Source organism: Pseudomonas sp. W2-17 (assembly GCF_041060445.1).
GTDB lineage: Bacteria > Pseudomonadota > Gammaproteobacteria > Pseudomonadales > Pseudomonadaceae > Aquipseudomonas.
Genome location: NZ_JAUFNS010000012.1, coordinates 96,216 through 121,549, shown reverse-complemented (window position 1 = coordinate 121,549; position 25,334 = coordinate 96,216). Strand labels below are relative to the sequence as shown.

Annotated in this window: 20 protein-coding genes; 14 read left to right on the top strand and 6 right to left on the bottom strand. The window is 60.5% G+C overall.

All coding sequences use genetic code 11. The annotated features are described in order from the left end of the window. Positions 1 to 6: 6 nt before the first annotated feature. Positions 7 to 549, bottom strand: coding sequence for a cytochrome b (locus QWI20_RS16610; protein WP_369306378.1), 543 nt, complete (start codon positions 547 to 549; stop codon positions 7 to 9). 675 nt (positions 550 to 1,224) lie between these two features. Here QWI20_RS16610 and QWI20_RS16605 point away from each other — a divergent pair. From QWI20_RS16605 to cysC, 6 genes are read left to right on the top strand one after another with little or no spacing between them, the layout of a single operon-like run. Then, complete coding sequence (locus QWI20_RS16605) at positions 1,225 to 2,328, top strand: transaldolase family protein (RefSeq protein ID WP_369306377.1); 1,104 nt, start codon at positions 1,225 to 1,227, stop codon at positions 2,326 to 2,328. Further along, positions 2,325 to 3,062 carry a sulfotransferase family protein gene (locus QWI20_RS16600; protein WP_369306376.1) on the top strand — a complete coding sequence of 246 codons (738 nt, stop codon included), beginning with the start codon at positions 2,325 to 2,327 and terminating at the stop codon, positions 3,060 to 3,062. The genes QWI20_RS16605 and QWI20_RS16600 overlap by 4 nt, the downstream gene beginning before the upstream one ends. Continuing rightward, positions 3,059 to 3,790 (top strand): SDR family NAD(P)-dependent oxidoreductase, encoded by a 732-nt coding sequence (locus tag QWI20_RS16595; protein WP_369306375.1) that lies wholly within the window; start codon positions 3,059 to 3,061, stop codon positions 3,788 to 3,790. The genes QWI20_RS16600 and QWI20_RS16595 overlap by 4 nt, the downstream gene beginning before the upstream one ends. 45 nt (positions 3,791 to 3,835) lie before the next feature. After that, entirely contained in the window at positions 3,836 to 5,038 is a 1,203-nt protein-coding gene (locus tag QWI20_RS16590; protein ID WP_369306374.1) for a hypothetical protein, read from the top strand. Then, complete coding sequence (locus tag QWI20_RS16585; RefSeq protein ID WP_369306373.1) at positions 5,007 to 5,789, top strand: class I SAM-dependent methyltransferase; 783 nt, start codon at positions 5,007 to 5,009, stop codon at positions 5,787 to 5,789. Before QWI20_RS16590 ends, QWI20_RS16585 begins: the two co-directional genes overlap by 32 nt. A 28-nt stretch (positions 5,790 to 5,817) precedes the next feature. Continuing rightward, positions 5,818 to 6,420 carry an adenylyl-sulfate kinase gene (gene cysC, locus QWI20_RS16580; protein ID WP_369306418.1) on the top strand — a complete coding sequence of 201 codons (603 nt, stop codon included), beginning with the start codon at positions 5,818 to 5,820 and terminating at the stop codon, positions 6,418 to 6,420. A gap of 67 nt (positions 6,421 to 6,487) precedes the next feature. On the opposite strand, the gene QWI20_RS16575 is transcribed toward cysC, so the two are convergent. From QWI20_RS16575 to QWI20_RS16560, 4 genes are all read right to left on the bottom strand, one after another. Beyond that, positions 6,488 to 8,107, bottom strand: coding sequence for a methyl-accepting chemotaxis protein (locus QWI20_RS16575; RefSeq protein WP_369306372.1), 1,620 nt, complete (start codon positions 8,105 to 8,107; stop codon positions 6,488 to 6,490). A gap of 86 nt (positions 8,108 to 8,193) precedes the next feature. Beyond that, complete coding sequence (locus QWI20_RS16570) at positions 8,194 to 9,771, bottom strand: diguanylate cyclase (RefSeq protein WP_369306371.1); 1,578 nt, start codon at positions 9,769 to 9,771, stop codon at positions 8,194 to 8,196. Between the two features lie 255 nt (positions 9,772 to 10,026). After that, positions 10,027 to 10,266, bottom strand: coding sequence for a hypothetical protein (locus QWI20_RS16565; RefSeq protein WP_133776550.1), 240 nt, complete (start codon positions 10,264 to 10,266; stop codon positions 10,027 to 10,029). A 49-nt stretch (positions 10,267 to 10,315) separates the two neighbouring features. Beyond that, a complete protein-coding gene (locus QWI20_RS16560; RefSeq protein WP_369306370.1) occupies positions 10,316 to 10,579 on the bottom strand; it encodes a hypothetical protein in 264 nt (87 codons plus the stop codon). Positions 10,580 to 10,723: 144 nt separating this feature from the next. Between QWI20_RS16560 and QWI20_RS16555 the strand changes: the two genes are divergently transcribed. From QWI20_RS16555 to QWI20_RS16545, 3 genes are all read left to right on the top strand, one after another. Next, on the top strand, positions 10,724 to 11,851 hold the full coding sequence (locus QWI20_RS16555; RefSeq protein WP_369306369.1) for a serine hydrolase domain-containing protein: 1,128 nt from the start codon (positions 10,724 to 10,726) through the stop codon (positions 11,849 to 11,851). 179 nt (positions 11,852 to 12,030) lie between these two features. Beyond that, the gene (locus QWI20_RS16550) at positions 12,031 to 12,729 is read left to right on the top strand and encodes a haloacid dehalogenase type II (RefSeq protein WP_369306368.1); all 699 of its coding nucleotides are present in this window, start codon (positions 12,031 to 12,033) and stop codon (positions 12,727 to 12,729) included. A 46-nt stretch (positions 12,730 to 12,775) separates the two neighbouring features. After that, complete coding sequence (locus tag QWI20_RS16545; RefSeq protein ID WP_369306367.1) at positions 12,776 to 13,954, top strand: MFS transporter; 1,179 nt, start codon at positions 12,776 to 12,778, stop codon at positions 13,952 to 13,954. Between the two features lie 217 nt (positions 13,955 to 14,171). On the opposite strand, the gene QWI20_RS16540 is transcribed toward QWI20_RS16545, so the two are convergent. Then, positions 14,172 to 14,795, bottom strand: coding sequence for a glutathione S-transferase family protein (locus QWI20_RS16540; protein WP_369306366.1), 624 nt, complete (start codon positions 14,793 to 14,795; stop codon positions 14,172 to 14,174). Positions 14,796 to 15,164: 369 nt separating this feature from the next. On the opposite strand from QWI20_RS16540, the gene QWI20_RS16535 reads away from it, so the two are divergent. From QWI20_RS16535 to QWI20_RS16515, 5 genes are all read left to right on the top strand, one after another. After that, positions 15,165 to 16,424 carry a hypothetical protein gene (locus tag QWI20_RS16535; RefSeq protein ID WP_369306365.1) on the top strand — a complete coding sequence of 420 codons (1,260 nt, stop codon included), beginning with the start codon at positions 15,165 to 15,167 and terminating at the stop codon, positions 16,422 to 16,424. A gap of 728 nt (positions 16,425 to 17,152) precedes the next feature. After that, a complete protein-coding gene (wecB, locus tag QWI20_RS16530; RefSeq protein WP_369306417.1) occupies positions 17,153 to 18,370 on the top strand; it encodes a non-hydrolyzing UDP-N-acetylglucosamine 2-epimerase in 1,218 nt (405 codons plus the stop codon). A gap of 50 nt (positions 18,371 to 18,420) precedes the next feature. After that, positions 18,421 to 20,634 carry a hypothetical protein gene (locus QWI20_RS16525; protein ID WP_369306364.1) on the top strand — a complete coding sequence of 738 codons (2,214 nt, stop codon included), beginning with the start codon at positions 18,421 to 18,423 and terminating at the stop codon, positions 20,632 to 20,634. A gap of 12 nt (positions 20,635 to 20,646) precedes the next feature. Beyond that, positions 20,647 to 22,755: a glycosyl transferase family protein gene (locus QWI20_RS16520; protein WP_369306363.1), complete on the top strand. Its 2,109-nt coding sequence runs from the start codon at positions 20,647 to 20,649 to the stop codon at positions 22,753 to 22,755. Continuing rightward, positions 22,752 to 25,328, top strand: a complete 2,577-nt coding sequence (locus tag QWI20_RS16515) for a bacteriophage N4 adsorption protein A (protein WP_369306362.1) — start codon at positions 22,752 to 22,754, stop codon at positions 25,326 to 25,328. Before QWI20_RS16520 ends, QWI20_RS16515 begins: the two co-directional genes overlap by 4 nt. Positions 25,329 to 25,334 lie beyond the last annotated feature (6 nt).

Genomic DNA, 25,334 nt, shown 5'->3' with positions numbered 1-25,334 from the left:
TCGCGCTTACACCATGCGTTTGACAGTGTTGTCCTTGCGCACGAAGTGGTGCCAGATCGCCGCGACCACATGCAGGCCGATGACGTAGTAAAAAATCGTGCCCAGCAGGATGTGGTAATGCTCCAGTGTTTCGGCGGTGTCCTTGGACATGTCGAATGGCGCCGGAATGCTCAGGGAGGTCAGGGGGATGGGCAGGGCGCCGCGTTCCAGCAGCACGGTGAACAGACCCAGCAGGGGTTGCGCGAACAGGAAGGCGTACAGCGCGTAATGGGACAACGTGGCCGCCAGACGCAAGATGCCCTCCAGGGGCGGGGTGATGCCCGGCGGCGTATGGCGGTGGCGCTCGGCAATGCGGAAAAACGCCATGACCAGCACGACGATGCCGACCCAGAAATGCGTTTGCACGACGAAGGTTCGCGCATCACTGCCACGGGCCAGTTGGGTACGGCTGAGGATCAGCGCGTAGGCGAGCACAATCAGGATCGCCATCACCCAGTGAAACCAGCGGGCTTTGTAGCTGTAGCGTTCGGTATCGGAAGGTTTGCTCACGGTCAGCTCTCTTGGTCTGTTTTTTTGATCTGGCGCGGCGCAGTCACTGCCGCAGCGCTTTCATAACCCAACGTCTGGCAGCCGTCGAGTAGAACGTGCAGGGCGCGCTGCGACAAGGCCTTCGCTTTTTCCTGGGGAAACGCGTTGACGACACATGCGCTTGCATCTTGGCAACTCAATAATATAAGTACCATGACTGATTAATTCGGCAGTTCAGGGTGTGACGTTTATTACGATTAGCCACTCATCAATACAAATCTGCACTGAATGTTGTATGGAATACTGAATTTCATTCGTTTGAGTTACTTCAAAAAAGGGAGGAAATTTTAATATGTACTCGTCGTCATATTCGACGTTGAAAATCATAACTCTTATTCCTATTTGGCATTAGCAACCCGGCTAATTGCATTTGACAGGTTATCCCAATGGATCCATCTTAAATGCCTCGACGGCTCAGATCCCTGACTATCAGCCTGAAAAAGCTGGCATTTTGCCCATATGCAACCGGGGCCTCGACGTTCGTGAATCTATCGAAAAGGGAAGGGCATTGTTATGGATGTTTCAGGCTTCGTTCACCTTTTAAAATGTCATAACTCCGATGCGCAAGTCTGGTTTGATTCGTCACCGACTGTATATAAGGAGTGCGGCAAAAAGTTGGTGCAGGCTTATCCGGATATGCGCGATCTTATAACCGGATTATTGCCCGATGAACCGGGTAGTTCGGATGCCGGCGTCAGCGGGGCCACCACCAACCCGACGCTGATCAGTCAGGCGGTCATGAGCAATGCCGCTCATTACCGTGATTTTCTCCACACCCTGCCCCCTTCGATGTCGGCAGACGCTCGGCTGCGACAGCTCTACAACCAGGTGGTCATCGACAGCGCTCAACCGTTGCTGCCGCTGTTCAAGCGTTCAAGGCAACGATACGGCTGGCTGTCGGCGCAAATCGAGGGCGGGCACTGGATGAATCAGGACGCGCTGGTTGTCCGCGGGCTGGAGCTGGCGGCGCTGGCGCCGAATATCATGATCAAGATCCCGGGCAGCGCCCAGGGCTATCGCGCCATCGAACAATTGGTGGCGCGGGGTTGCTCGATCAACAACACTTTCTGCTTTACCGTTTCCCAGCTGGATGCCTGCCTCAGGGCCGTTCACGCCGGGCGTCAGCGGGCGCTCGTCAACGGGGTGAGCACGGAGCGGGCGCGTTACGTGGTCAGCTTCATGATTGGCCGACTGGGTGCGGAACCGGAATTTGCGCGGCAGGCGCGTCACTGCTGCAACAAACTCCGGCCCAGAGACACGCGCTGGGCGGAGCTGGCGGTGTATCAGGCGATGCAGGCGCTCATTCGCCGGCGCGAGACACCGGTGCAACTGTTGCTGTGCAGCATCAAGGTCGACACCGATGCGCGTGGGCGCGAGCATTGTTGGCATCTGCAGCGCACGGGCGCTGACACCACGCTGTACACGCTGACGCCTCGGCTCATCGAGTATCTTGTGCGTCGCCAGCAGGCCGGGCGCAGCATCGCGCCGGCGACGGAATGGGTGCAGATCCCCGGCAAAGTCCTTGATCGTCTCCTGGCCATTCCGTATTTCAACCAGGCGTACTTTGAGGATGGCCTGAATCCGGACGAATACGCCCGTCATCCGGCGTTCCTGACCGCAGGCAATGACGTACGCCTGGGCGTGCAGCGCCTGCAGGGTTTCATCAACGACACCCTGGATCCGCCAGGTGTCGCGCCTCGCATCGCGCGTCGTCCAGCGACCGTGGAGGGGCGGGCATGAACCGCATGATTGCCCTCTGGGCTCATCCGCGCTCGCGATCGACGGTGCTGGAAAGGGTGTTCATCGAGCGCGGTGATTTCGAGGTTTTCCACGAGCCTTTTTCGCACATGGCGTTCGACGAACAGTCAGCCATTCCCCATGGGAACCTCAACTGCGCGATGCCCCGCGACTACGAAGCGATCAAGGCCCTGTTGCGTGCCACCCGCCAGCGCGCCCATGTTTTTCACAAAGACATGGCCTATCACTGCCTCGACCGGTTGAAGGCCGACGCCGAGTTTCTAACGGAGCAACAGAACGTCTTCATCATTCGCGATCCGGCCCGGGCGATTCTGTCCCATCACGCCATCTTCCCGGAGATGCCGGCGCACGCTATCGGTCATCAAGCGCTGTACGAAATCTTCCGCGAGGTCAGGCGGCTGACCGGCCACACCCCCTGTGTGATCAACGCCGAGGACCTGGCCAGCCACCCGGAGCGCACCGTGCGCAGGCTTTGCGACCACCTGCAACTGGATTTCATGGCCGAGGCATTGAGCTGGAGTGCAACCTGCCCCGAGCAATGGAAGGCCTGGCGCAGCTGGCACAAGGAGGCCGAGCACAGCACCACGATCATGCCGGACAGTGCCGATTTCGACCCGCGTCCTCTGCACGCCAATCCCCACCTGATGACGTATGACCAGCTGCATCGACCTTTCTACGAGCGTATGAATCAGTTCACGGAGGAGGGACAGCCATGAAAAAAATCGTCATCACGGGCGCCGCCAATGGCATCGGCAAGGCCACTACCCTTGCTTGCGCCGAGGCCGGCTACTACGTCATCGCCGCTGACAAGGACCGCCTGGGACTGCAAGCGTTGCAGGCGCGTCTGCCCCCGCATCGGCTGGAAACCCACTTGGCGGATTTCTCCCAGGCACACGTCTATCAGTCGTTTATCAGCAACTTGTACGACCTCCACAAACATCGTTCGCTGCATGCCCTGGTCAACAACGCCGGGATCTATCACGGCAAGAGTGTCTACGACTACAGCGACTGGGAAGTGGACGAGATCTGGGCCGTCAACCTCAAGTCGCTGGGATGCCTGTCCAAGGACTTCGCGCGGCGGGAGTCGGCGGCGGGCTACTCGCGCAGCATCGTCAACATCACATCGGTGGCAGGGGAGGTCGGGAGCATGGATGCGTGGTACGGCGCGACCAAGGCGGGCGTGATCGGCCTGACCAAATCCAACGCCTGGAACTTCGCTCCCCGGATCAGGGTGAACGCCGTGTCCCCGGGGCTGATTCGCGACACCTCGATTCATGACCGTATTCCCGATCCCCGTCGCAGGGAGTACGAGCGACAGGAAATCATCAAGGAGCCCATCCAGCCAGACGGCGTGGCCGACGTCATTCTGTTCCTGCTGTCGGAACAGAGCCGTCACCTGACCGGAAAAGTCATCGCAGTGGATAACGGCGCTTACCCGCGCTAGTGATCGGGAACACCACCGTCCCTCACGTCTTCCAGGGAGAACACCATGCACCGCAAAAAACTGCTCATCGTTGGCGGCGGCAACCTGTGCCTGCAAATCCTGCAGATCCTGGCCCCTCGCAATCAATTTGAATTCCACGTCGCCAGTCGCGATCTCGAAAAGGCCACGCGGATGTGCAATCTGATCCGACTGGCCGCGCTGCAACAAAACGTCACGATCCAGATTCACAGCCATCAGATGGACCTGCGCGAATTGTGCATCGGCCGCAATGCGGAAACGCTGTTGCAGATCCGGCCGGACATCATTCTCAACTGTGCCTCGCTGCAATCCTGGCGAGTGATCACGCAATTGCCGGCCGAACGCTTTGCTGCTCTTGATCAGGCGCAGCTCGGGCCCTGGCTGCCGATGCACCTGGCGCCGGCCTACGCGCTGATGCGAGCCGTCAAACAGTCCTGCCCGAAAAGTCTGGTGGTCAACGCGGCGTTCCCTGATGCAGTCAATCCGATTCTTTACAAGGTCGGCATGGCGCCGGACGTCGGCATCGGCAATATCGCCAACCTGATTCCTGCCACCCGGAGCGCCGTAGCGCATCTGTCCGGCTGCCTGCCCACGCAGGTCTGCGCCAAACTCGTTGGCCACCACTATTTCAGCCACAGCGTCCCCCGCCATGGCCTGCCGCCGCAACGGCCCGAAGCCAGCTTCAACCTGACGTACTGGATTGATGGCGAAGAGCGCACCGACGAACATACGGCGGAGGCTATTTTCGGTTGCGTCGCCCGTGAATTCAGCCGGTTGGGCGGCGTTGACGGGCAATATCTCACCGCCATGTCGGCCGTGACGGTGCTGGAAAATCTTCACGCCGAGCATGAGGTGCGGGTCCACGGTCCCGGCCCCCAGGGGTTGCCCGGCGGTTATCCCGTCAAGGTCGGCATGGGCAAGGTGCTGCTCGACCTGCCGTACGGCGTGACCCGGGAAGAGGCGATCAAGGTCAACGAAGCAGGGCAGCGGCTGGACGGCATCCAACTGATTCGCGCCGACGGCACGGCGGTGTTCGGTGAGGCACAGATGCAGGTCATGCAGCGTGAACTGAATTTCGCCATGGCCGAGATGCGCGTCTGCGACGCCGCCGCGTGGGCTGAGGAGTTGGGCAGCAAATACCTGGCGTATGCCGAGGGCGCTCAGCACAACAGCGGTCATCACACAGGAGTCGCCGCCCATGCCGCCGGTCATCGCGCTTTCGCCTGCTGACCGACTCGCCGTCGCCGATCACGACTATGCCGGGCAATACGCCGTGGACTTCGTCGAGCGCTGGGATGAATTGATCGACTGGGACAAGCGCGCCGCCGGCGAGGGGTCGTTCTTTTATGATTTGCTGCGCCGGACGGGAGGCTGGCGTGTGCTGGATGCCGCGACCGGCAGCGGCTTTCACGCCGCGCAGTTGCACAAGGCCGGCTTCGACGTCACTGCCTCTGACGGGAGCCCGACCATGGTGCAGCGGGCCCGACGCAACTTCGATCGGCTGGGCGTCGATGTGCCGGTCCATCGTTGCGACTGGCAAGCGCTGGACGCTCGTGTGCTGGGCACGTTCGACGCGGTGCTGTGCCTCGGCAGTTCGCTGTGCCACGTGTTCGACCGCGAGGCGCGCATCGCCGTGCTGAAACGGTTTCGGCAGATGCTCAAGCCCGGTGGACTGCTGCTGATCGATCAGCGCAATTTCGAAGCCATCCTTGCCGGCCGCTTCAGGTCATCGGGGCGCTATTACTACTGCGGCGACACCGCCAGCGTCACCCTCGGCGAGCTGGACGAATCGGTGTGCGAGTTCGTCTATCGCTTCGCCGACGGGGCGCAGTACCGGCTGCGGGTATGCCCGATTCGTCCGCGCCAGTTGCAGGAAGAACTGCGCGCGGCCGGCTTCCGCGCCCCCCATGCGTACGGCGATTTCAAACCGATTTACGACGTCATGAACGTGGACTTCATCATCCACCAGGCCCACGCCTGAGCCTGACTCAAGGAGGAGCATTGTCATGATCAGCCATACCCCTGGCCTGACGCAGCACAACAACCTGGTGCCGTATCCGTTCACTCAGATCATTGCGCCCACGTGCGTCGCCAGACCCCGGGTCATCTGGTTGACCGGCCTGTCGGCGGCGGGCAAATCCACCATCGTCGACAGCCTCAACCCGGTGCTGCGCGCACGCGGGTTGACGACCTGCATTCTGGACGGCGACTCCGTGCGCACCGGTCTGTGCCGCGACTTGAGTTTTTCTGCGGAGGATCGTGAAGAAAATGTGCGGCGAGTGGCGGAAGTCGCGGCGTTGATGGTTGAAGCGGGGTTGACGGTAATGGTCGCGCTGATCTCACCGACCCGCGCGGCACGCCATCTGGCGCGCTCGATTGTTGGCAGTGCGCGGTTTGTGGAGGTGTTTGTGGATGTACCGCTGGCGGTGGCTGAAGCGCGGGATCCGAAGGGGTTGTACCGCAGAGCTCGGGCCGGGGGAATTCCGGGGTTTACCGGCGTGGATTCGGCGTATGAACCGCCGGTGTTTCCGGAACTGCATATTCGCAGTGATCAGGTTGAGGTGGGGCGGGCGGTGAGGATGATTGATGACTGGTTGTTGGCGCGGGGGTAAGGGAATCGGGGGAAGGTCGCTGGACGTGACGGGGGACGAATCGTGAACGCGTCCCCCGACGGTTTTTTTAAATCACGAATTTGTTGACCAGTTGATTGAGGTTAACCGCCAACTTTGACATCTCGCCACACGCAGTCGCGGTCTGGGCGGCGCCTGCAGAACTCTGGATGGCAAGCTCGCGAATGCTGACCAGGTTGCGATCCACTTCCCGGGCGACGTGGGACTGTTCTTCAGAGGCTGTGGCGATCAGGAGGTTACGTTCATTAATCTGAATAATGGCCGTTGATATCTGGTCCAGAGAGGTACTGGCCTCCTGGGCAACGCCCAAGGATTCGGTCGCCAGGTCCCTGCTCGTATTCATCGCCTTCACGGCCTGATCGGAATCACCCTGAATGGCCGCAATCATCTGCTCGATTTCCTGGGTCGACACTTGTGTGCGATGGGCCAGAGCCCTGACTTCGTCAGCCACCACCGCAAACCCGCGGCCTTGCTCGCCAGCCCGTGCGGCCTCGATCGCGGCGTTCAACGCCAACAGGTTGGTCTGCTCTGCAATGGCCCTGATCACCTCGACAACTTTCGTGATGCTCTGGGCACGATCTGACAGCCCTTGAATCTGTTCGCTGGTGTTTTCAACATTGACGTTCAGCTTTTGAATGGACGTCAGTGTCTGCGCCACCCGCGCCAGACCGACCTCGGTAAAGCCCTGGGTGCGCTTGGACTCTACGGAAGCCGACTCCGCGTTACGCGCGACCTCGTCCACGGCGGCGCTCATCTCGGTGACCGCGGTGGCCGCCTGATTGACTTCATCGTTCTGGGAAACAAGGCCCCGACTTGATTCCTCGGTCACGACAGTCATCTCTTCAGACGCCGACGCCAGTTGGGTCGAGGAGTCGGATATCTGCATGATGGTGGCGCGAAGGTTGGTCTGCATCTGCGAGAGCGCCTTCAACAGGCGTCCGGCTTCATCCGTGCCGCTGACCAACACTTCTTTGGACAGGTCACTGGCGGCAATTCGCTCGGCGACAGACAGTGCATCGTTGATCGGATTCGTGATGCTTTTCGTCAGCAGCAATGCCAGACCAATCGTCAGGACGACCACAATTGTTATTAGCCCGACAACCAGCCAAAGCCCGTTGTCATAAAGAGCGGTTGCGGTTTGCCCCGCCTGCACTGCGCCTTCGTCGTTAAAGGTGGTCAACTCTTTGATCTGGGTTTCCATCGTGTTCGTCAGGGGGCGGATGCCCGAACTGACCAGGCTGACCGCAGCCGCGATATCGCCCTGTCTCATCAGCGGCGCCAGAATATCCAGCTGTTTGGCGTAGGCATCGGCGCTGTTTTTCACCGGCGTATAAAAGGAGCGTTCTTTGTCACTGGCAATGAGCGGCTCATAACCCGCGACCGCGTCGACAAAGGCTTTGCGATAACCCGCGAAGTTTTCAATGTTTTTTTCAATGGACTGAGGGTCCGCGAGGCCGCGCTGGGTTTCGAGCCTGAGGCGAAGGGCGGTGTTGTTCATCAACGCCGTCTGGCGGATGCTGGCCATCCAGTTCAGCTCGACGTCTTTTTCGGAGTCCCTGAGCTTACCCATTTGTACAACGGCAAATACGCCCAGCACACAAACCAAAATGATGATCGAGGCAAAAAACAGGGCGGCTCGTGGAGCCAGGTTGAGGTTTCTAAGGCGCATGCGAGCTTCCTGTTTTCCGTTAATGGCTTATAGGTTCAACACGCTATCGACCCAAGGTTGCAACGCTTGAAGCGTTCCGTCGGGAATCAGCAGTGACCGGGGTCCAGAGCAGGTCGGGAGATGAACTGCAGTTTTGCGGCAGGGGCCATTGAATGCCCCTCCACACGGTTGCGGCCTTTGGTTTTAGCGCAATAGAGAAGCCGGTCTGCTTCCTCCAGAGCCGCTTTATAACCTTCTCTTTCAGGCGCGTTGATCGCCACCACGCCGGAGCTGATCGTGACGGCGCCCATCGGGCTTGTGGGGTGCTCTATCTGCGCAGCTTCAATCGCTGACCTGACCTTTTCGGCGATGATGAGCGCACCCGCCAAATGAGTTTCAGGTAACAGGATCACAAACTCTTCGCCGCCAAATCGCGCCGCCAGATCCCCCGGCCGGTTGATGCAGCTTGCGATGAGCGCCGCGACCTCGCTCAGGCAGTCGTCTCCTTTCAGATGGCCGTAGCGGTCGTTGTATTGTTTGAACCAGTCGATATCCAACAGAATGATGGCGATGGATGAGTGATTCCGGGACGCTCGTCCCCACTCCTGTTGCAAGGCGGCGTCGAAGCAACGGCGATTGGGCAGGTGGGTCAGACTGTCTGTCCGGGCGATGATTTCCAGCGCGTTCCTGGCGGTGTTCAGTTCATTTTCCGCAGTGATCAGGTGCCGGATTTGCCGGTACAGCAGAAAACCCAGCAACATCAGTGCGAACGTGATCACGCCAATGGAGGCTATTGATCGGTAGGCATACGACCACCAGGGTGCGAATACATGCTCACATGACACGCCAGCGGCGGCGACGATGGGTAACCCGGAGACGCGCCGATAGGCATAGATCCTTTCCACACCATCCACGACAGATTTGATCACGGCGGTACCGCTGTCGCTGTAGGGCAGGTATCGGATGAACAGATCCCCTTTGGCCACATTGGTTGTCATCAGTGCGGTGAGCGTCGGTCGCCGGGCCAGGAGGTCGCCGTTGTTCAGCGCAAGGAAAATCACGCCCTTGTCGTCCACATCCATGCGTTTGAAGAAAGTCTGGAAATAGGCAACGGGCACGGTCGCCAACGCCACACCTGCAAATGTACCGTCGTCCCCGTTGATGCGTCGGCTGATCGGGATGACCATGTCCCCCGTGCTGCGACTCTCGACAATGGAGCCGATGTGGATGGACTCATCGGTACTGTCGCGGTGATAGGCAAAGTACGCACGGTCGCTGTTGTTTTTCAGCGGCGCGCCCTGGGAGAAGGAGTTGGCGACCCAGTTGCCCTGGGCATCGTAGATAAACAGCCCCTGAATGCCATCGACGTTCACCACGGCCTGAGCCATCAGCTTTTCCAGTCGAGCGCGCTGTTCACCCTCTACGCCGTCGTGCTGCACGCGCTCCACGAGATCGCGCAGCGTATTGTCAGCCTGCCGCACCGTATCCTGAGCTTGCTGTTCGGCCGCCAGAACGATATTCGACATGGCTATTTTGGCGGTAGCGATGCGTTCTATCCGCGACTGGTTCATTTGCCAGGCGGTAGCCAGGATCAACGAAAGACACACCAAAGCAATGAAACCAATCAGGGCTTTGGTCAGTACGGAAGGGGCAAGCCTGGTCGATGTCAGGTACAGCGGCTTCATGGGCGCGTCATCAAATTGGCTCGTGCACGCTCTATGCAGCTATCGTACCGTTACCGGCAGATCTGGCCAGATACGCGGCAATGTGCTCGCCAACGCCCGCGATGGTTGCGTTTCCTCGTCTATCGCCAAGGCGCTTTGCGTACACCGTCAATGAGGCCAGGTATTGCATCCATGCGCCTGGGTTCCTGTTATCGCGCGGTGTGCGCAATGCGCCCGACATTGCCTTTGCCGAAGGTCTCACCGTTGTGCGCGCAGTTACTTCTGCTTCATGTGCGCCAGCGCCTTGTTGGCCTGGTCGGCGCATTTCTTGAAGTCGCCCGACTCATGGGCCGCTTTGGCTTGCTGATGCTCATGGTGACCTGACGAGGTGAAGTCAGCCTCTGTCGCTGCCTTCAGCTTGTCGAGTGCTGCTTCACATTCGTGGTGATCATCCTTGGCAAACGCAGGTCCTGTGACGATAAGTGCTGCAAGCAGAGATAAAGAAAGAAAACGCATCGACCACTCCTTTCAAATAACAGCCATTAATAAGCAGAAATTAGCGCATTTAGAGATGCTTCTTGGCTTCCTTATCCAGATGCTTATCCGCTTTATGACGCTCATCGTCGTCATGTTTAACGCCTTTATCCACTTCGTTGGCGTCATGCTTGACGCCTTTGTCTGCTTCCTTGGCATCATGATCCACGCCCTTGTCCAGCTCACGATTGTCGTGACGAATCCCCTTTGCTATTTCGTCTTCGGCGAGGGCCAAAGGAACAACGGACGCAGTTATCAGCGCCGTGATGAGCGCAGACGAAACGAGCTTGTGCATGGTAATACTCCTGAGCGAACGTCGAGGTCCTCATGACCTCATCGCTTTTCAGCGTAGACAACGTCCAGCAAGATGCAAAAAGTTTGGCTATGCCACCGACGGCGCGGATGCTGCGGATGGAACTGACTCAAGAAGACCCAGGCAATGACTTCACATTCGCATCTTCAAGCATTCATCGATCGCCTCGCGCCTGCCAGGGTCCCTGGCCTTGCGTTAGCCGTCGGGGACAGTCGGGGCGTGATGTGGGAAGGGGCTGCCGGGTATGTCGATCTTGAGCAGAACATGCCGGCACATCCCGGCTGCACCTTTGGCGTGGGCAGCATAACCAAGGTGTTTGTCGCGGTGGTCACGTTGCAACTGGTGGAGGAGGGGCGTATCGGTCTCGATCACACCTTGGCTCAGTACCTCCCAGTGCCGATGCTGAAAGGCATTGCGAATGCCGCAACCGTAACCCTTCGCCAGTTGCTGTCCCACTACAGCGGCATCGCGAGTTGGGAAGATGACGCCCGATGGATTCGTGACGGGAGAGGCGAGCACATGACGCCCGGCAAACGTTGGTCCCATTCTGAGCCACTGGATTACATCCGTGGCGTGGGCGCCGTATTTGAGGCGGGTGAAGGTTTCCATTACTCCAACACCAACTACACATTACTGGGCTTGCTCATTGAAGCGGTGACTTCTCAGCCCCTTGAACATGTGCTGAAACAGCGCATTATCAGCCCGCTCAAGATGACCTCGACCGGTCTTGAAGACGCTGAAGGACTCACAGCCTCGGGCATTTCCAGACGCTACCATTGGGCGAGCGAATGTTTTCTAAAAGCGGCCGGCGTCGCGCCTTCCTGCCGTTACGCCGGCCCAGGCTTGCTGGACGTTTCATCCAGTCAGTTGTCGGTGGAGTGGGCTGCAGGGGGCATCGTGTCTTCAGCATCGGACATCGTGACGTTCATGGCGGCCTTGAAATCCGGGCGGTTGCTAGGCCCGATGATGCAACGGCAGTTGTTTGCCTGGCTCCCCGCTCAGCCCGGCAGGCAGATGGGGCTGGGTATTTTCCGTGCTTCTACGCCATACGGGCCTGTGATTGGTCATGGCGGGAACGTGCTCGGGTTTAGCGCAACCACGTGGTGGTTCGAAGAAACCGACTGCGTGTTGGCCCTCCTCACAAACGTGGGTTCGATGCACTCAGGGCCCGATGCCTGGTCCGCTTCCAGAATATTCGAATCGACAACGCTGGGAATGGAAGCGCAGGAAGTCTGCAGGCTCGGGCGGGCGTGATCCGGTTAATGTTGTTGCAACAATTTTGGTCAATTCATGAGCAGGGACAACATCGCTCGACCGATCAGACGCGCATTCCCGCGGAACTCTTCAAGCAAGCTGACTACTGAGTTTAAGCGCCTACCCGTACATTCCGGATCAGCACGCGACCTCACTGCGCAGCCTCGGAGAACACGTCCATGCTTGAGCTTGATTCCCGCACCAAAGTCATCACTTTTGACTGCTATGGCACCCTTGTTCAATGGCATGACGCCGTACGGCGAGCGGCTGCCTCCATCCTTGAGCGGCATCTGACGGTTACGGCCTCGAAGGAAAGCATCGCAAGTTTCGCGGCGCGGCTGCGTGAGATAGCGATGGAGCATCAGCAACAATCGCCTTTCCTTGAGTACGAAACGGTACTCGGTGCGAGCCTGAACCAGGCGTTGCGTGAAGCCGGTCATGACGCCACGGCGGCAGATCTGGAAACGTTGCTCGCGACCCTGAGGAGGATCGAGCCCCACCCTGACGTACCCGAAGCCCTTGCCCGGCTGCGCCAGCATTACCGGATCGCCGTCATCAGCAACACCTCCGATGACCTGATTGCCGACACCATCACGGCAATTGGTACACCGATCGATTTTGTCATCACGGCCCAGCAGGCCGGTGCCTACAAGCCTGATCACCAACTGTTCCACCATGCCTACGCCACGATGGGCGTTAAAAAAGATGAGACGATCCATGTCGCCATGGGGCAGTTCAGTGACTTGAAAGTCTGCCAGGAACTGGGGATCCGCTGCGTCTGGATTGATCGAGAGGGCGAACCCCTCGATCCCGCGTGGAAACCTGACGCTGTATTGAAGGACCTTAGCGGACTGCCGCAGTTGCTGATGCCGTCCTGACACGCCGGCTCGACTGTCGGACACCACGCTTATAAGGGGGGCACACGTGCTGGTTACCGGAATCCTCTGGATAGCGTTCTTCATCATCAACTTCAACGTGGTGATGATGATTCCGCTGCTGCCGTTCATTCAGCGTGATCTGCACCTTTCCCCCAGCGAGTCCGGGTGGATTTTGGCTGCTTTTCCGGTGGTGGCGCTGATCAGTAACCTGGCGCTTGGCCCGCTGATAGATCGCTTCGGCAGGAAGCTGTTCATCATCGTGGGCGGCGCGGCTTGCTGCCTAACGCTCCTGCTCACCGCCGCATCCCACAGCGCCTCAATGATCGTGCTGAGCCGTGCGGCGACAGGCCTGTTCATGCCGATGATTGGCGCATCCATTTTTGCCGCCCTGGCGGACTATGTCCCCGAGGCCAAACGCGCCAGGGCGGCCGGGTATGTCACCACCGCAGCGCCGATTGCCTTTCTGTGCTCACTCTCGATGGGCATCGTTGTCGGAGGACTGCTGTCCTGGCAAGTCACGGTCATTGGCCTGGCGGTTGTCTGCGCCACCCTTGCCGGTCTGGCGCTTACCTTTCCGGCACCGCCTCCAGCCTCGTTGTCCTCTTCCCAAATTAGCTGGGCGATGTACAAGGAGCGGCTGACGTCGCTGTCGGCGAGCCCCGGCACCCGCCCGTTGATGGCGGCGTACTTTTGCTGGTCGATTGGCGTGTACATTTTTCTGGGGCTGTATCCGAGCTGGCTCGTGCAACATGGGCTTTCGTCATTTGGCGTCGATACCGTGGGCTCGGTCATTTTCATTGGTGAGGTCGGCGGACTCTTCGGCGCGGTGCTTTCCGCCAGGCTTGCCAGTCGATTCAATAATCCGTTGCGCTTATGCGCCGTTGCCTCGATGGCGATCGCGGCGGTGGTTCAGGTGATCCCATGGGGCGTGGGCTCGCCGATTGCCCAAGGCGCGGCCTATATGGCCTTCGCGTTCGGGCGAGACCTGATGCTGGCGCTGATATTGGGCGATGCCATGCGGCTGGTTGAAGCGTCGCGAAGGGGGAGTCTCAACTCATCGCTCAACGCGGTCTATCAAACGGGCGGCACGCTGGGTGGATTGTTGAGTGCCTGGCTGTATGGCTTGAGCGCCGGGTATTTTGCGAATGTTGCGGGCGCTTCGCTGGCGTTCGTGGCCTCTGCGGTTTTGCTGCATGGAATTTCGGGGGCGAGGCTTCGTTCTTGAGCGCGGGGCGGGGTATCTACGAACTAGACTTCTTGCTCCCAGGCAAACGCTGATCATTAAGCAAGACGTGTTGAGCAGACGCATACGCAGAAGGGCTTGCCGCGAACCTACTTAGCTAACAACCGTCGGCGCTATGCGCCGACAGTACTTTTTTACACACTCTGGGCCGAAAGCTGCAACAGGCGCTCCTTACGGGTACCCCTATTAGATATCGACCCTATGGCTCCCCATTTCTGCCATGCAAACGAAAGCCGACGCGCTCGTTGAGCCTCTCATAATAATCCCTCACCGCTGGCAATTCGGGATGTTCCATCGGGGTTTCAAACCATCGATTGACCGAGAGACCCATCGGTATGTCAGCCAGCGAAAACTTGTCACCGGCGACATATGCGCTCGTCGAAGCCAACTGGCGCTCCAGTATTTGCATGTGCCGGGCCCAATCCGCGCACCCGGCGGCAAGCGCGGCAGGATCTTGATGGGCAGGCGAATACCTGACCAACGACATGAATGCGTAGCTCCAGGACCGGTTGAGGTCTGAGGCTTGCCAATCGGTCCATTGGTCGATTCTTGCCCTTATTCTCGCTTCGGTGGGATACAGCGCCCACGCCTCATAGCGCGTGGCAAGGTAGCGAATGATGGCGTTGGATTCCCACAAAGTGAAACCATCATCCTGGATGACCGGGACCATGGCATTGGGATTCAATGCAAGGAATTCGGGCGAGCTGGTGGGTTTGAAACCTGCGCCCCAGTCTTCACGCTCGAAAGGGATGTTGATCTCCGTACAGGCCCACAAAACCTTTCGCACGTTGATCGAAGTCGCTCTGCCCAGAATCCGCACCATGTCTTAGTCCTCGTCTTGAGATGGGAAATCGTCTATGGCGATGGTGCATGGGTCAAGGGGCATTTTGTTGAACGCTTATGGCCGTTCTCTTTCGGTCATCGTTTGCAGTAGCGCGCTCGCAGAAGCGCGCGACGGGAAGATCATTCGTTTGCGGATGTATCCGCATGCACCGCAAAGATAAGCATCCTTCGGACCCATTTCTTTACGCGGAACCGATCTGCCCTCCAGCGCCACACAAGGGCTACCCACTCACCACGCGAACCTCACAGCGATCGCCCCGTTACGACATCCAGCACGCCTGCACCCGTGCAAGCGGCCATGAGTGGGCTTGGGGCACTGCCAACCGACCTTTCAGTTTGGAGAAAAAACGTGAAATTACCCGGACTCGGCGCCTCGCCGCCCAAGACACCTGATATCACTCCCCATGCTTCCAAGCCCGACGGCAAACCAACCCCTGACGCTGCAAAGCCGTCGAACACCCCGACTGATTCCGGTAACGGCGGCAGCCGAGCCACCGGCAACTTCAGCAACGTGGCTCAAGGCACAGGGGCTCTGGCCAGCGGCGGCTCGGCCATCTATCGGGCTGATCAGAGCACGCAGAATTCGCAGTACGCTACTCAGTCCACCACGGGCGCGGTCAACTATGGCAGCCCTGCCGGGAATGGCGGGCCGTCGGCGTTGCAAAGCCAATCCCTGACTCAACAAAGCCCTGGCTTGGGCAACGGTGGTGAGCAATCGACGCAGAACTCACCCCTGCTACAGCTGCTGGATAAGTTGGTTGGGGCGCTGTTGCAGGCATTCAATCGCGGGGCGAATTCGGAAGCTGCTGGCGGCGAGCCGGCCAAAACGGGCGCGGCGGCTCCCACGCAAGTGGCGGCCACCCAAACGCAAGCGCCCGCGGTCAACACTGAGAAGGACACGTCCACCAAGCCTACCGAGGCGACCGGCAGGCCAGAGGGCGACACCCGCAGCGCCGATGAAATCATCGCGGCCAACCCCATCCTGGCCAAGTTAGGCGACCAGAAAGACATCAACCGTGAAGGGGCTTACAAGCAGCTCGGTGACTGGACGGCGAACAACAAGGACCCTGAGGCCCGTGCCGATGCGGCCTATAACGCCGCGCGCGTGCTGAATTACATCGATGCATCCCATACCGCCAAAGACGCGGATCGTGGCGAGTTGGCCGGCAACGGTGATCTGGAAGGCATCACCAAAGACGGTGATGCGCGCCACGGCACACCGGCGGGCAACTGGAAAGACTTCACCGAGCAGGGCTACGCCGCTTTGAAGGACGACCATCGCCTCGACAAAACCAATGACACCCATGTGACTGAGAAGGGTGGCAACAAGGACAACCTGCCTTGGGCCGCTGGCGAAGCCGGCAAAGCGCTGTGGATGATTCCCGGTTTGAGCAATGTGCTGACCGGCATTGGCGACTCGGACGGCAGCATTGGCGGGATGATCAAAGGCGGCGTCGAAGGCGCAGTCGACACCGCCAAAGGCGCAGCTGAAGGCATGATCGGCGGTCGCGGCAACCCGGCAGCAATGTTGGCGGGCGCCTATGCCGGGGCGTTATCTGAATCCAAGGCGGCGCCGGAAGAGGTGCGCAATATCGCCGGCATGCTCTAAACGATTCCTGCCGCATGTTTCCCTTTTGGGAGGCATGTCGGGCAGGGACGAACGTGAAGCTGAGCAAGTCTCGGGACTCATCACAGCGCAACAGACTGGCCCATCGGAAACTTTAGCCGCGCCATGAATGCCTCCGCGTGACGGCTCAACTATTTCCCTTTCGATACATAACGGACTTGCAACTCGACATGTATTGTCAGACACTCTCGCTGTCGGTTTCGACAATATACAGGCGCCATTAGGGTGACTATCGGAAGTGCGCTGGATTAAGTATTTCTATACAGTCCCTGCTATAGCGTTCGTCGCGACAACGGTATATAAGAAAAGATCCAATTTTGCAGACGAGCGGCACGTGTTAACGCTCGGTCCCCCGGAAACACTGGTCCAAACGCATGTTTAGTTGCTTCGTAAGTTGCCCTCCTCAACTAAAGCAAAACCCCTAAATGACTGTTCATTACTTCGAAAGTTTCACACGTGCGAATTAAACATTCATTTTGCATATCTGCCTTTGCAGTCATCGATATTAATGTTAATAATCCGGCCTGCTCCGGGAAGCAAGGCAATGCGCCATCTCACACGAAGTGAAATATCAAGCCTCCATTCTGATTAAGTCCCCGGCCCCATAAACTCAGTATCTCTGTTTGCTCAAGAGGCGATCACGCCTGGAGCATTGAGAAGGCGCGGACAAGCCGTGTGAGGAGGGCATCATCGCTCGTAGTCATTCCGGGATTAAGATCCTGTCGATTTTCGGTACACGTCCGGAAGCCATCAAGATGGCGCCGTTGGTGAAAGCGCTGGCTGCAGAGCCGGGTATTCACTCGCAGATCTGCATCACCGGCCAACACCAGAGCATGCTCAAGCAGGTGCTGGAGCTGTTCGATCTGAAAGCCGATTTCACGCTGGATGTGATGACGCCGCACCAGACCCTCAACTCGCTGACCGCCGCGCTGTACGGAGCGATTGATCCGGTGCTGGAAATCACCCGGCCGGACCGCGTGCTGGTGCACGGCGACACCACGTCCGCCATGGTGGCGTCGATGTGTGCCTTCCATCGCCGCATCCCCGTGGGCCATGTCGAAGCCGGTCTTCGCACCGGTGACATCTACAGCCCGTGGCCTGAAGAAATGAACCGCCGCTGCATCGATTTGAGTGCCGACCTGCTGTTCGCCCCGACCGATGAGTCGCGCCGCAATCTGCTGGGCGAGCGCTTGCAAGGGCGTTCCTTCGTGACCGGCAACACGGTCATCGATGCCCTGCAGTTGACCGCTCGACGCATTGAGGAGAACGCTGACCTGCGTACCCGGCTGGATCAGCAATTCTCGTTCCTGCGGGACGACCGCAGAGTCCTGCTGGTGACCGGCCATCGTCGGGAAAACTTCGGTGACGGCTTCCTGGATATCTGCAAAGCCTTGCGTCAACTGGCCAAGCGCAGCGATATCCAGATCGTTTATCCGGTGCACTTGAATCCTAACGTCCTGGGCCCGGTCACCGAGCACTTGGGCGATCTGGCCAATGTGCACCTGATCGAACCGCTGGATTACCTGGCGTTCGTGCGCCTGATGCAGCGCGCCCACGTGATCCTTACCGATTCCGGCGGTGTGCAGGAAGAAGCGCCGAGCCTGGGGAAACCGGTACTGGTCATGCGCGAGGTGACCGAGCGGCCCGAAGCCGTTGCGGCCGGCACCGTGCGGCTGGTCGGGACGTCACCGGACTCGATCATCAGCGGCGTCAACGCGCTGTTTGACGATGACCTGCTGTGGCGTCGCGCATCCCAGGCGGCCAACCCCTATGGCGACGGCAAAGCCAGTTCGCGCATCGTCGATGCCTTGATGGGCCGCCCGGTCAACGACTTCGTGGTCGGCCAGCTGCACGTGCCCAAATACCTTGAGCATGGGCGAAGCGCCCCGACACCGGACAGCAGCCGCCCGGCCTCCACGTACCAGTAAAGACCGATCGAACGACCGCCCGCCCCTCTATCAGCTTGAGATCTGCCTTAATGAAGTCTTCCGTTGCCACCCAAACGGGCGCGCTTAGCGCCCTTGTCTGTGGCGTGAGCCTGCTCGCGCTCGTGCCCAACTTTGCCCTGGCGGCGGACAGCCCGCTCACCGAGGCGATCAACCGACTCAATGCCGATACCCAGCAACACCGGGAGATCCGCCTGAGCGATCTGGGCATCGATGCACCCATCGTGCTCGGTTCCACGGATTCGCGCCGCGAACTGTACCTGCCGGTTCCAGCCGGTGTGCCGTTGACCGACGCGTCGCTGACCTTCGATGCCAGTTACCTCAACGGGGAGGGCGGTCGCAACACCTTGCTGTTGTCCCTGGACGGTTATCCGGTACGGGCCGAAGGGCTCAGCGAAGCACAAGGCAACGCCAGCTCCACGCTGGGCGTCGACAAAGCCGCTCGCAACAGCGGCTCGGTGCGCCTGGGCGTGGCCTGGTCGTCGATCGTTTCTCGCGTGTTGTGTGAAGACGAACGCGCGATTGGCAACGTGTTGCGCATCGAACCGGACACCCGCCTCAATTACAGCTACGACGCCAACCTGTTGCAGGACGTCGGCGCTGCCTGGGCCGCATTGCCGGGCAAGCCGGGCATCATGGTCGCTCCGGGCAGCCTGGCAGCCGGCTCTTACGACGCCGCCTGGCGCCTGGGCGTGGCCCTTGAACGGATTGGCAAACATGCGCGCATCCTGTCGTTTCCTGCCGTACAGGACAGCGTTGACCTGAGCGGCCTGCGCATTCCGGCCGAACTGCAGAGCATCCCGGCCTTCGCCGCCCTCAACGGCAAAGGCCCGCATACCCTGGCCAACCCGGCGGAAATCGGCGCATTGCTGATGCTCGGCCAGACCCCTGATGTGCAGGCGGACCTGGCCATCAACGACCCGCAATTGCTCAAGGCGATCAACGAATCCCTGGACGCCTTGCAAAGCCAGATTCAAGGTCTGGATGCCTCTGCGGGCGGCGCGTTTACTCAATGGCGCGAACGTCACGTGAACGCCGGTATGGCCGCCAAAGGTACGGACAATGTGCGTCTGGCGTTGCTCGGCACTCGTCCGGTACTGATGATCGCCCCTGACGCGGCCGGCAAGGCCATGGCCCTGTTCAGCAGCGCATGGAACAAACTGGCACGCAGTCGCACGCTGACCGTCAGCGAAGCGCAGATGCCGCTGAGTGCCGACGGCCGTGTGGCCCTGACCAATCTGGGCGGCAACCCCGGCCCTATCGACGTGCTCGCCAAGTCCGACTGGAGCGCTTCGTTCCCGCTGGGCAGCGTGGCCTACGACGGTCGCCTGCCCGTCAAGGCCGTGATCGATGTGTCCGCCGCCCCTGGCGCTTCGGACACCGCTCCGGTGGCGTCACTGTTCCTCAACGACTACCTGATCGGCGCGCAACAGTTGCTTGCCAACGGCGAGAAGCAACGCATCGAAGCGCGCATCCCGAGCTACGCCCTGGGTTCCAGAAACGTCCTGCGGGTCTCGTTCCAGCGTCAGCCCGTCAGTGATCGCTGCCTGGAAACGCCGCAGGCGTTCCCGGTTTCCGTATTGCCGACCAGCCACATCGTGCTGGACAAGATTTCCCTGGATGACGGTTTCTCCGGCATGGCCGCCCGTTACGCCGCGAACGCGCAGATCCTTGTGCCCCAGGCTTACCTGGATCACCCGGCCAGCAGCTTGCCGCAGGTGATCTCGGTGGCTGACGGTGCGGGCGTTTCGCCGCTGCGCGCTGAATTGAAAGTCAGCAGCGACCCTAAAGCCACGGTCACGCCGGACAAAGACTTCCTGGCCTTCGAGCTGCCGCTCAAGGACAGCAAGGAATCGGTTCAGGTCGATGACCAGGGTCGCCTGCGTATCAACCACAAGGACCAGCCGCTGCTGGACCTGTCGCCGCTCAACCACCTGGCGTCATTGCAGGCGGTGGATGCCGGTGGTCAGCACGGTCTGGTCTATCGCGTTCTTGGCAGCGACGCCCCTGTGTTTGCCAAGCCGGTGCTGTTGACCCGCGGCGACGTGTCAATCCTGGGCGACAACGGTGTTGTGAACACCTTCGATACCCAGGATCCAAGCGGCAGCCAGTTCATCGACAGAGAAGAGCCCAAGGGCCTCGACGCCTGGCGCACGCCTTCGCTGTTGTGGCTGATTCCCGGCGGCATCCTGTTGGTGCTCATCCTGATGTTGGCCGGCCGTAGCGCCCGTCGCAATCGCCAGTAACGGAACCCTTCGATGACGTCGCTTTATTGGCCGTACTGGCTGGCTCATTACTACAGCTTCCTGGAGGTCGCGACCATTGTGGTCGCGGTGCTGATCCTGATCTCCAGCCTGGACGATCTGTTCATTGATCTGTGGTACTGGTCTCGCCGCCTGTTTCGCAAGTTCACTGCGGACCGCAAATACCGGCCACTGACCGCCCGGCAATTGCTGGACCGGGATGAACAGCCACTGGCGATCATGGTGCCGGCCTGGCTGGAATACGACGTCATCGCGCCGATGATCGAGAACATGGTGTCGACCCTCGACTACCAGAACTACGTGGTCTTCGTCGGCACCTACATCAACGACCAGCGCACCATCGATGAGGTGGAGCGCATGCGTCGGCGCTACAAGCAATTGCATCGCGTTGAAGTCCCCCATGCCGGGCCGACCTGCAAGGCTGACTGCCTGAACTGGGTGATTCAGGCGATTTTCCTGCATGAACAGACCCACGGCATGACCTTCGCCGGTGTCGTGCTGCACGACAGCGAAGACGTGCTGCACCCGCTGGAACTGCGCCTGTTCAACTACCTGTTGCCGCGCAAGGACATGATTCAGCTGCCGGTCGTTTCCCTGGAGCGCAACTGGTACGAATGGGTAGCCGGCACGTACATGGACGAGTTTGCCGAATGGCATGGCAAGGACCTGGTGGTCCGCGAAAGCATGACCGATACCGTGCCCTCGGCCGGCGTCGGCACCTGCTTCTCGCACCGGGCCTTGAAAGTGCTGGCCGGGGAAACCCAGAACCAGCCGTTCAACACCGACAGCCTCACCGAGGACTACGACGTTGGCGCGCGCCTGGCCAAAGTCGGCATGAACGCCATTTTCGTACGCTTCCCGGTGGAGTTCCGGGTGCTGCGCAAATCGTGGTTCCGCAAACCCTATGAATCCACCCTGAAGATGCCGCTGTGTGTCCGTGAATTCTTCCCGGACACCTTCCGCACGGCGTTCCGCCAGAAAGCGCGCTGGACCCTGGGCATCGGCCTGCAAGGCTGGGAGCAGATGGGCTGGAACGGCTCGCTGGCCAACCGGTACCTGCTGTTTCGCGACCGCAAGGGCGTGGTGACAGCGTTTGTCAGCATCCTGGCCTACGTCATTCTGGTGCAACTGGTGGCGCTGATTATTCTGCGCCAGAGCGGGTTGTGGAACGTGAGTTTCCCGACGCCGTTTGAATCCAACGGCTGGATCAAGTACCTGTTGATTGCCAACGGCCTAGCCCTGGGCTGGCGCATCCTGCACCGCTGCTACTTCACGACGGTGCTGTATGGCTGGCAGCACGGTTTGCTGTCGATCCCGCGCATGGTGGTGGGCAACTTCGTCAATTTCATGGCCGCCTCCCGGGCGTGGCGCATGTTTCTGGTCGGCAAGGCGCTCAATCGCAAGCTGGTCTGGGACAAGACCATGCACGACTTCCCGTCCACCGACCTGGTGGCCGCCGCACCGCGCAAGCTGGGCAGCGTGTTGCTGTCCTGGCAGGCGATCAACGACGCCAACCTGCAAACGGCACTGGACGAACAACAAACCCGCCACATGCCACTGGGCCGCATTTTGCTCAGCCACGGCTGGCTGGATGACGAAACCCTGGCTGAAGCCATCGCGTTCCAGAACGATCTGCCGCGGGTGTTCGATGTCGCCCACAAAGCCGACGCCTCGCTGCTGGCCGACGAGTTTGCCCTGCGCTGGCGTGTTGTGCCGCTGGGCATCAACGAGGCAGGCCGTGCGCAGATCGCTGTCGCCAGCCCGCTGTCCGCTGAAGGTCTGCAACAGATCAGCGATGAGCTGGGCAGCGAGCCGGTGCAACTGATTGCACGTGAAAGCGAGATCGTCGCGCAATTGCGCAACGTCAACGCGCTCGACGGCCAGCCGGTGCCCAATGCCCGCGCGCCGATGCTGGGTGACCTGTTGATCGAAATGGGGCTGCTGGACCGCGACGTGTTCAACCGCACCATGCTCAATTACCGCCCGCAGCACCATGGCCGCATTGGCGACTACCTCGTCGACAGCGGCGTGCTGCCGCGGACCACCATCGAACAGGCCGTGGCCCGTCAGCACAGTCATTACCCAACGGAGCTCCCGGCATGAACCGCCCCTTCCTGACGCTCATGGCCACGGGGCTGACCCTTTTGCCTGCGCTGGTCCATGGCGAAGTGCTGCCGCTGCCGTTGACCGGTCCTGCTTACCAGGCCGCCAGTGAGGCCTACACCGCCTACGACCGCAAGGACTACGACCTGGCCATCGCCAAGGCCCGTGAAGCCTTGCGCCAGCGGGCCGATGTTACCCGTCTGAACCGGCTGATCGTGCAGGCACAACGCGACAAGGAGCAACGCGACAACCCCAAGCGCTACCCGCAATCGGTTTCGCGCCCGGCCCCCGGTTTCAGCGCGGCGGCCCAAGCGTTCAAAGCCTATGATCGCGACAACTTCGGCGTCGCCGCGCAGTCCGCTCGCAAAGCGATCGCCCAGGCACCCAAGCGCATGGATTACCGCCTGCTGCTGATCGAATCCCTGCAACGCCAACAGCATCTGGAGGAAGCCGATCAGGCCACCACCGAAGCCCTGCGGGTTTTCCCGGATGACGACACCCTGCTGATGCGCCGCGAAGCCATTCGCCGCCAACTGGCCGCGCCACTGGCTATCGCCGGTTATCGCGCGCTGGAACAAGGCAACCTGCCGCTGGCCGTGGATCAGGCCCGCAAGGCCGTGGCCTGGGCACCGGAAATCGGCGCTCACCAGCAGTTGCTGATCAGCGCGCTGATCGCGGCCCAGGATTACCGCGCCGCCGAACTGGCCGCGACCGGCGCACTGGCCCAGGACGATGGCGAAACCGCGCCGTGGATTCTGCGCAGCTACGCCCTGGATCGTCAGGGCAAGACTCAGGCGGCACAGGCCGACCTGAACCGGGCCTTGTCCATCGAAGGCTTGCTGGATTCTGAAGTGCGCGAGATTCGCTTTTTCGCCGCCGACCTGGCGCTGGCCAACAGCGAGCCGCAACAGGCCCTGGACCAATTGCAGAAGCTGCCCGCTGACACGGGCGGAGAAGTCGCTCGCCGTCGCGCCGCCGCCCAGGTCGCGTTGCGCCAGAAGAACAGTGGCCTGAAAACCGCGACGCGCTTTCCGGCGCCCGCCCTCAACTGCCAAGAAAGTGCGTTCGGCCTGATCTGCGATATCTGGCCGGGCAACCAGCGCGATGGCGGCACGGACACGGCGGTGCAGGCCTACGCGGCGCTGGCCCGCAAGGACGCCACTTCGGCGGCGGCCCTGGCCAGCGAAGCCATTCGCCGGGCGCCGCAGAATCCGGCGTATCGCAGCCTGCTGGTCAGTGCCCTGACCGAGCAGAAGCGCCTGCCCGAAGCGATAGGGGCGGCCAGTGATGGCCTGCAAGCCAATGGTGACGATGCTCGTCTGCTGGCCCAGCGCGGTCGATTGCGCCAGCAGACTGGTGACGATGCCGGTGCCCGCAAGGACTTCACTCAGGCCCTGGCCCTGGGCAGCCTGCCCACGTATGAAGAAGCCAGCCTCTATGCTGCCCTGGGCCAGCGTCGCACGGCGCGGGAACGCCTGCAGGTCGCCCGCGACGCTGGTGAGCTGGACGGCATGAGCGACCTGCAAGTGGCTTACCTCTCGGTACAGGCTGGCGACGATGACAGCGCCCATGAGTCATTCCGCAAGGCAGACGCCGCCACGCCTCTAGCGCCGACGGCGACTCAGGACGCGGCCTACAACGCGATGCGGGTCAATGACGACGAACACGCTGTCGGCTATTTCAAGCGGGTGATCGACGCCAGGAATAGCGGCGAACTGGACATGACCGACCAGCAACTGTTCGACACCCGCCGCGCCGTGGCCGATGTGTCGCGCACCTGGGGACTGACCAGCACCACCAGTTATCGCGGCAACAGTTCCAGCAGTGGCCTGAGCTCGGCGCCCAGTACCGGCACCAGCAATGGCAACAGCGGGAGCGGCAGTAGCAGCAACGACAGCCTACAAAACAGCACTGAACTGTCGTGGCGTCCGCTGGGTTACCGCAACGCCCGTTTCGTCGAACTCTATGGCCGGGTCACCGACACGCTGTGGAGCAAGAACAGCGACTCGGACACCGGCCTGGATGCGCTGCAAGGCGCCTTGGGCGTGCGGGTCAAGCCGTTCACCACACTGAACGTCATGGCGGCCGTGGAACGGACCTTTCCTCTGGGAACCTCCGACATCGACGGCGACTGGCTGTTGCGCCTGGGTTATGGCTCCAGCATCGGCACCGATTTGCGGGTTGATGTCCCTAGCTGGTGGACGTCGCAGTTGTTCGCCGAGACCGGTCATTACGTCAACGATTCGCGCAACTACATCAACAGCGAATGGCAAGGCGGTCGCAGCTACGCCATCGGCGGCGCCGGCTCGCGCTGGGTGACATTCCCCCACGTGGTGGCCGCGTACGACTACGACTCGAAGATGGACAGCGACAGCCGCTCCGACGGCAGCACCGAATACGCTTCCGGCCATGCTGCGGGCGTCGGCGTGGGCAACAACGTGCGCTACTGGTTCCGCGAAGACGCGTACAACGCGCCGCGCTCCTATGTGGATTTTTCGCTGCAATACCGAGTGAAAGTGTCTGGCGATGACCGCGCCAAAGGTGTTTTCGCTCGCCTGACTTACTCCTATTGAGGACGG

What these genes read in the sequence shown, in the direction of transcription:
- QWI20_RS16525 (WP_369306364.1), top strand. Translation starts at nt 18,421, where the DNA reads ATGAAGTCTTCCGTTGCCACCCAAACGGGCGCGCTTAGCGCCCTTGTC.
- QWI20_RS16585 (WP_369306373.1), top strand. Translation starts at nt 5,007, where the DNA reads ATGCCGCCGGTCATCGCGCTTTCGCCTGCTGACCGACTCGCCGTCGCC.
- QWI20_RS16595 (WP_369306375.1), top strand. Translation starts at nt 3,059, where the DNA reads ATGAAAAAAATCGTCATCACGGGCGCCGCCAATGGCATCGGCAAGGCC.
- QWI20_RS16560 (WP_369306370.1), bottom strand. Translation starts at nt 10,579, where the DNA reads ATGCACAAGCTCGTTTCGTCTGCGCTCATCACGGCGCTGATAACTGCG.
- QWI20_RS16550 (WP_369306368.1), top strand. Translation starts at nt 12,031, where the DNA reads ATGCTTGAGCTTGATTCCCGCACCAAAGTCATCACTTTTGACTGCTAT.
- QWI20_RS16600 (WP_369306376.1), top strand. Translation starts at nt 2,325, where the DNA reads ATGAACCGCATGATTGCCCTCTGGGCTCATCCGCGCTCGCGATCGACG.
- QWI20_RS16515 (WP_369306362.1), top strand. Translation starts at nt 22,752, where the DNA reads ATGAACCGCCCCTTCCTGACGCTCATGGCCACGGGGCTGACCCTTTTG.
- QWI20_RS16570 (WP_369306371.1), bottom strand. Translation starts at nt 9,771, where the DNA reads ATGAAGCCGCTGTACCTGACATCGACCAGGCTTGCCCCTTCCGTACTG.
- QWI20_RS16590 (WP_369306374.1), top strand. Translation starts at nt 3,836, where the DNA reads ATGCACCGCAAAAAACTGCTCATCGTTGGCGGCGGCAACCTGTGCCTG.
- QWI20_RS16605 (WP_369306377.1), top strand. Translation starts at nt 1,225, where the DNA reads ATGCGCGATCTTATAACCGGATTATTGCCCGATGAACCGGGTAGTTCG.
- QWI20_RS16555 (WP_369306369.1), top strand. Translation starts at nt 10,724, where the DNA reads ATGACTTCACATTCGCATCTTCAAGCATTCATCGATCGCCTCGCGCCT.
- QWI20_RS16540 (WP_369306366.1), bottom strand. Translation starts at nt 14,795, where the DNA reads ATGGTGCGGATTCTGGGCAGAGCGACTTCGATCAACGTGCGAAAGGTT.
- QWI20_RS16520 (WP_369306363.1), top strand. Translation starts at nt 20,647, where the DNA reads ATGACGTCGCTTTATTGGCCGTACTGGCTGGCTCATTACTACAGCTTC.
- QWI20_RS16575 (WP_369306372.1), bottom strand. Translation starts at nt 8,107, where the DNA reads ATGCGCCTTAGAAACCTCAACCTGGCTCCACGAGCCGCCCTGTTTTTT.
- QWI20_RS16565 (WP_133776550.1), bottom strand. Translation starts at nt 10,266, where the DNA reads ATGCGTTTTCTTTCTTTATCTCTGCTTGCAGCACTTATCGTCACAGGA.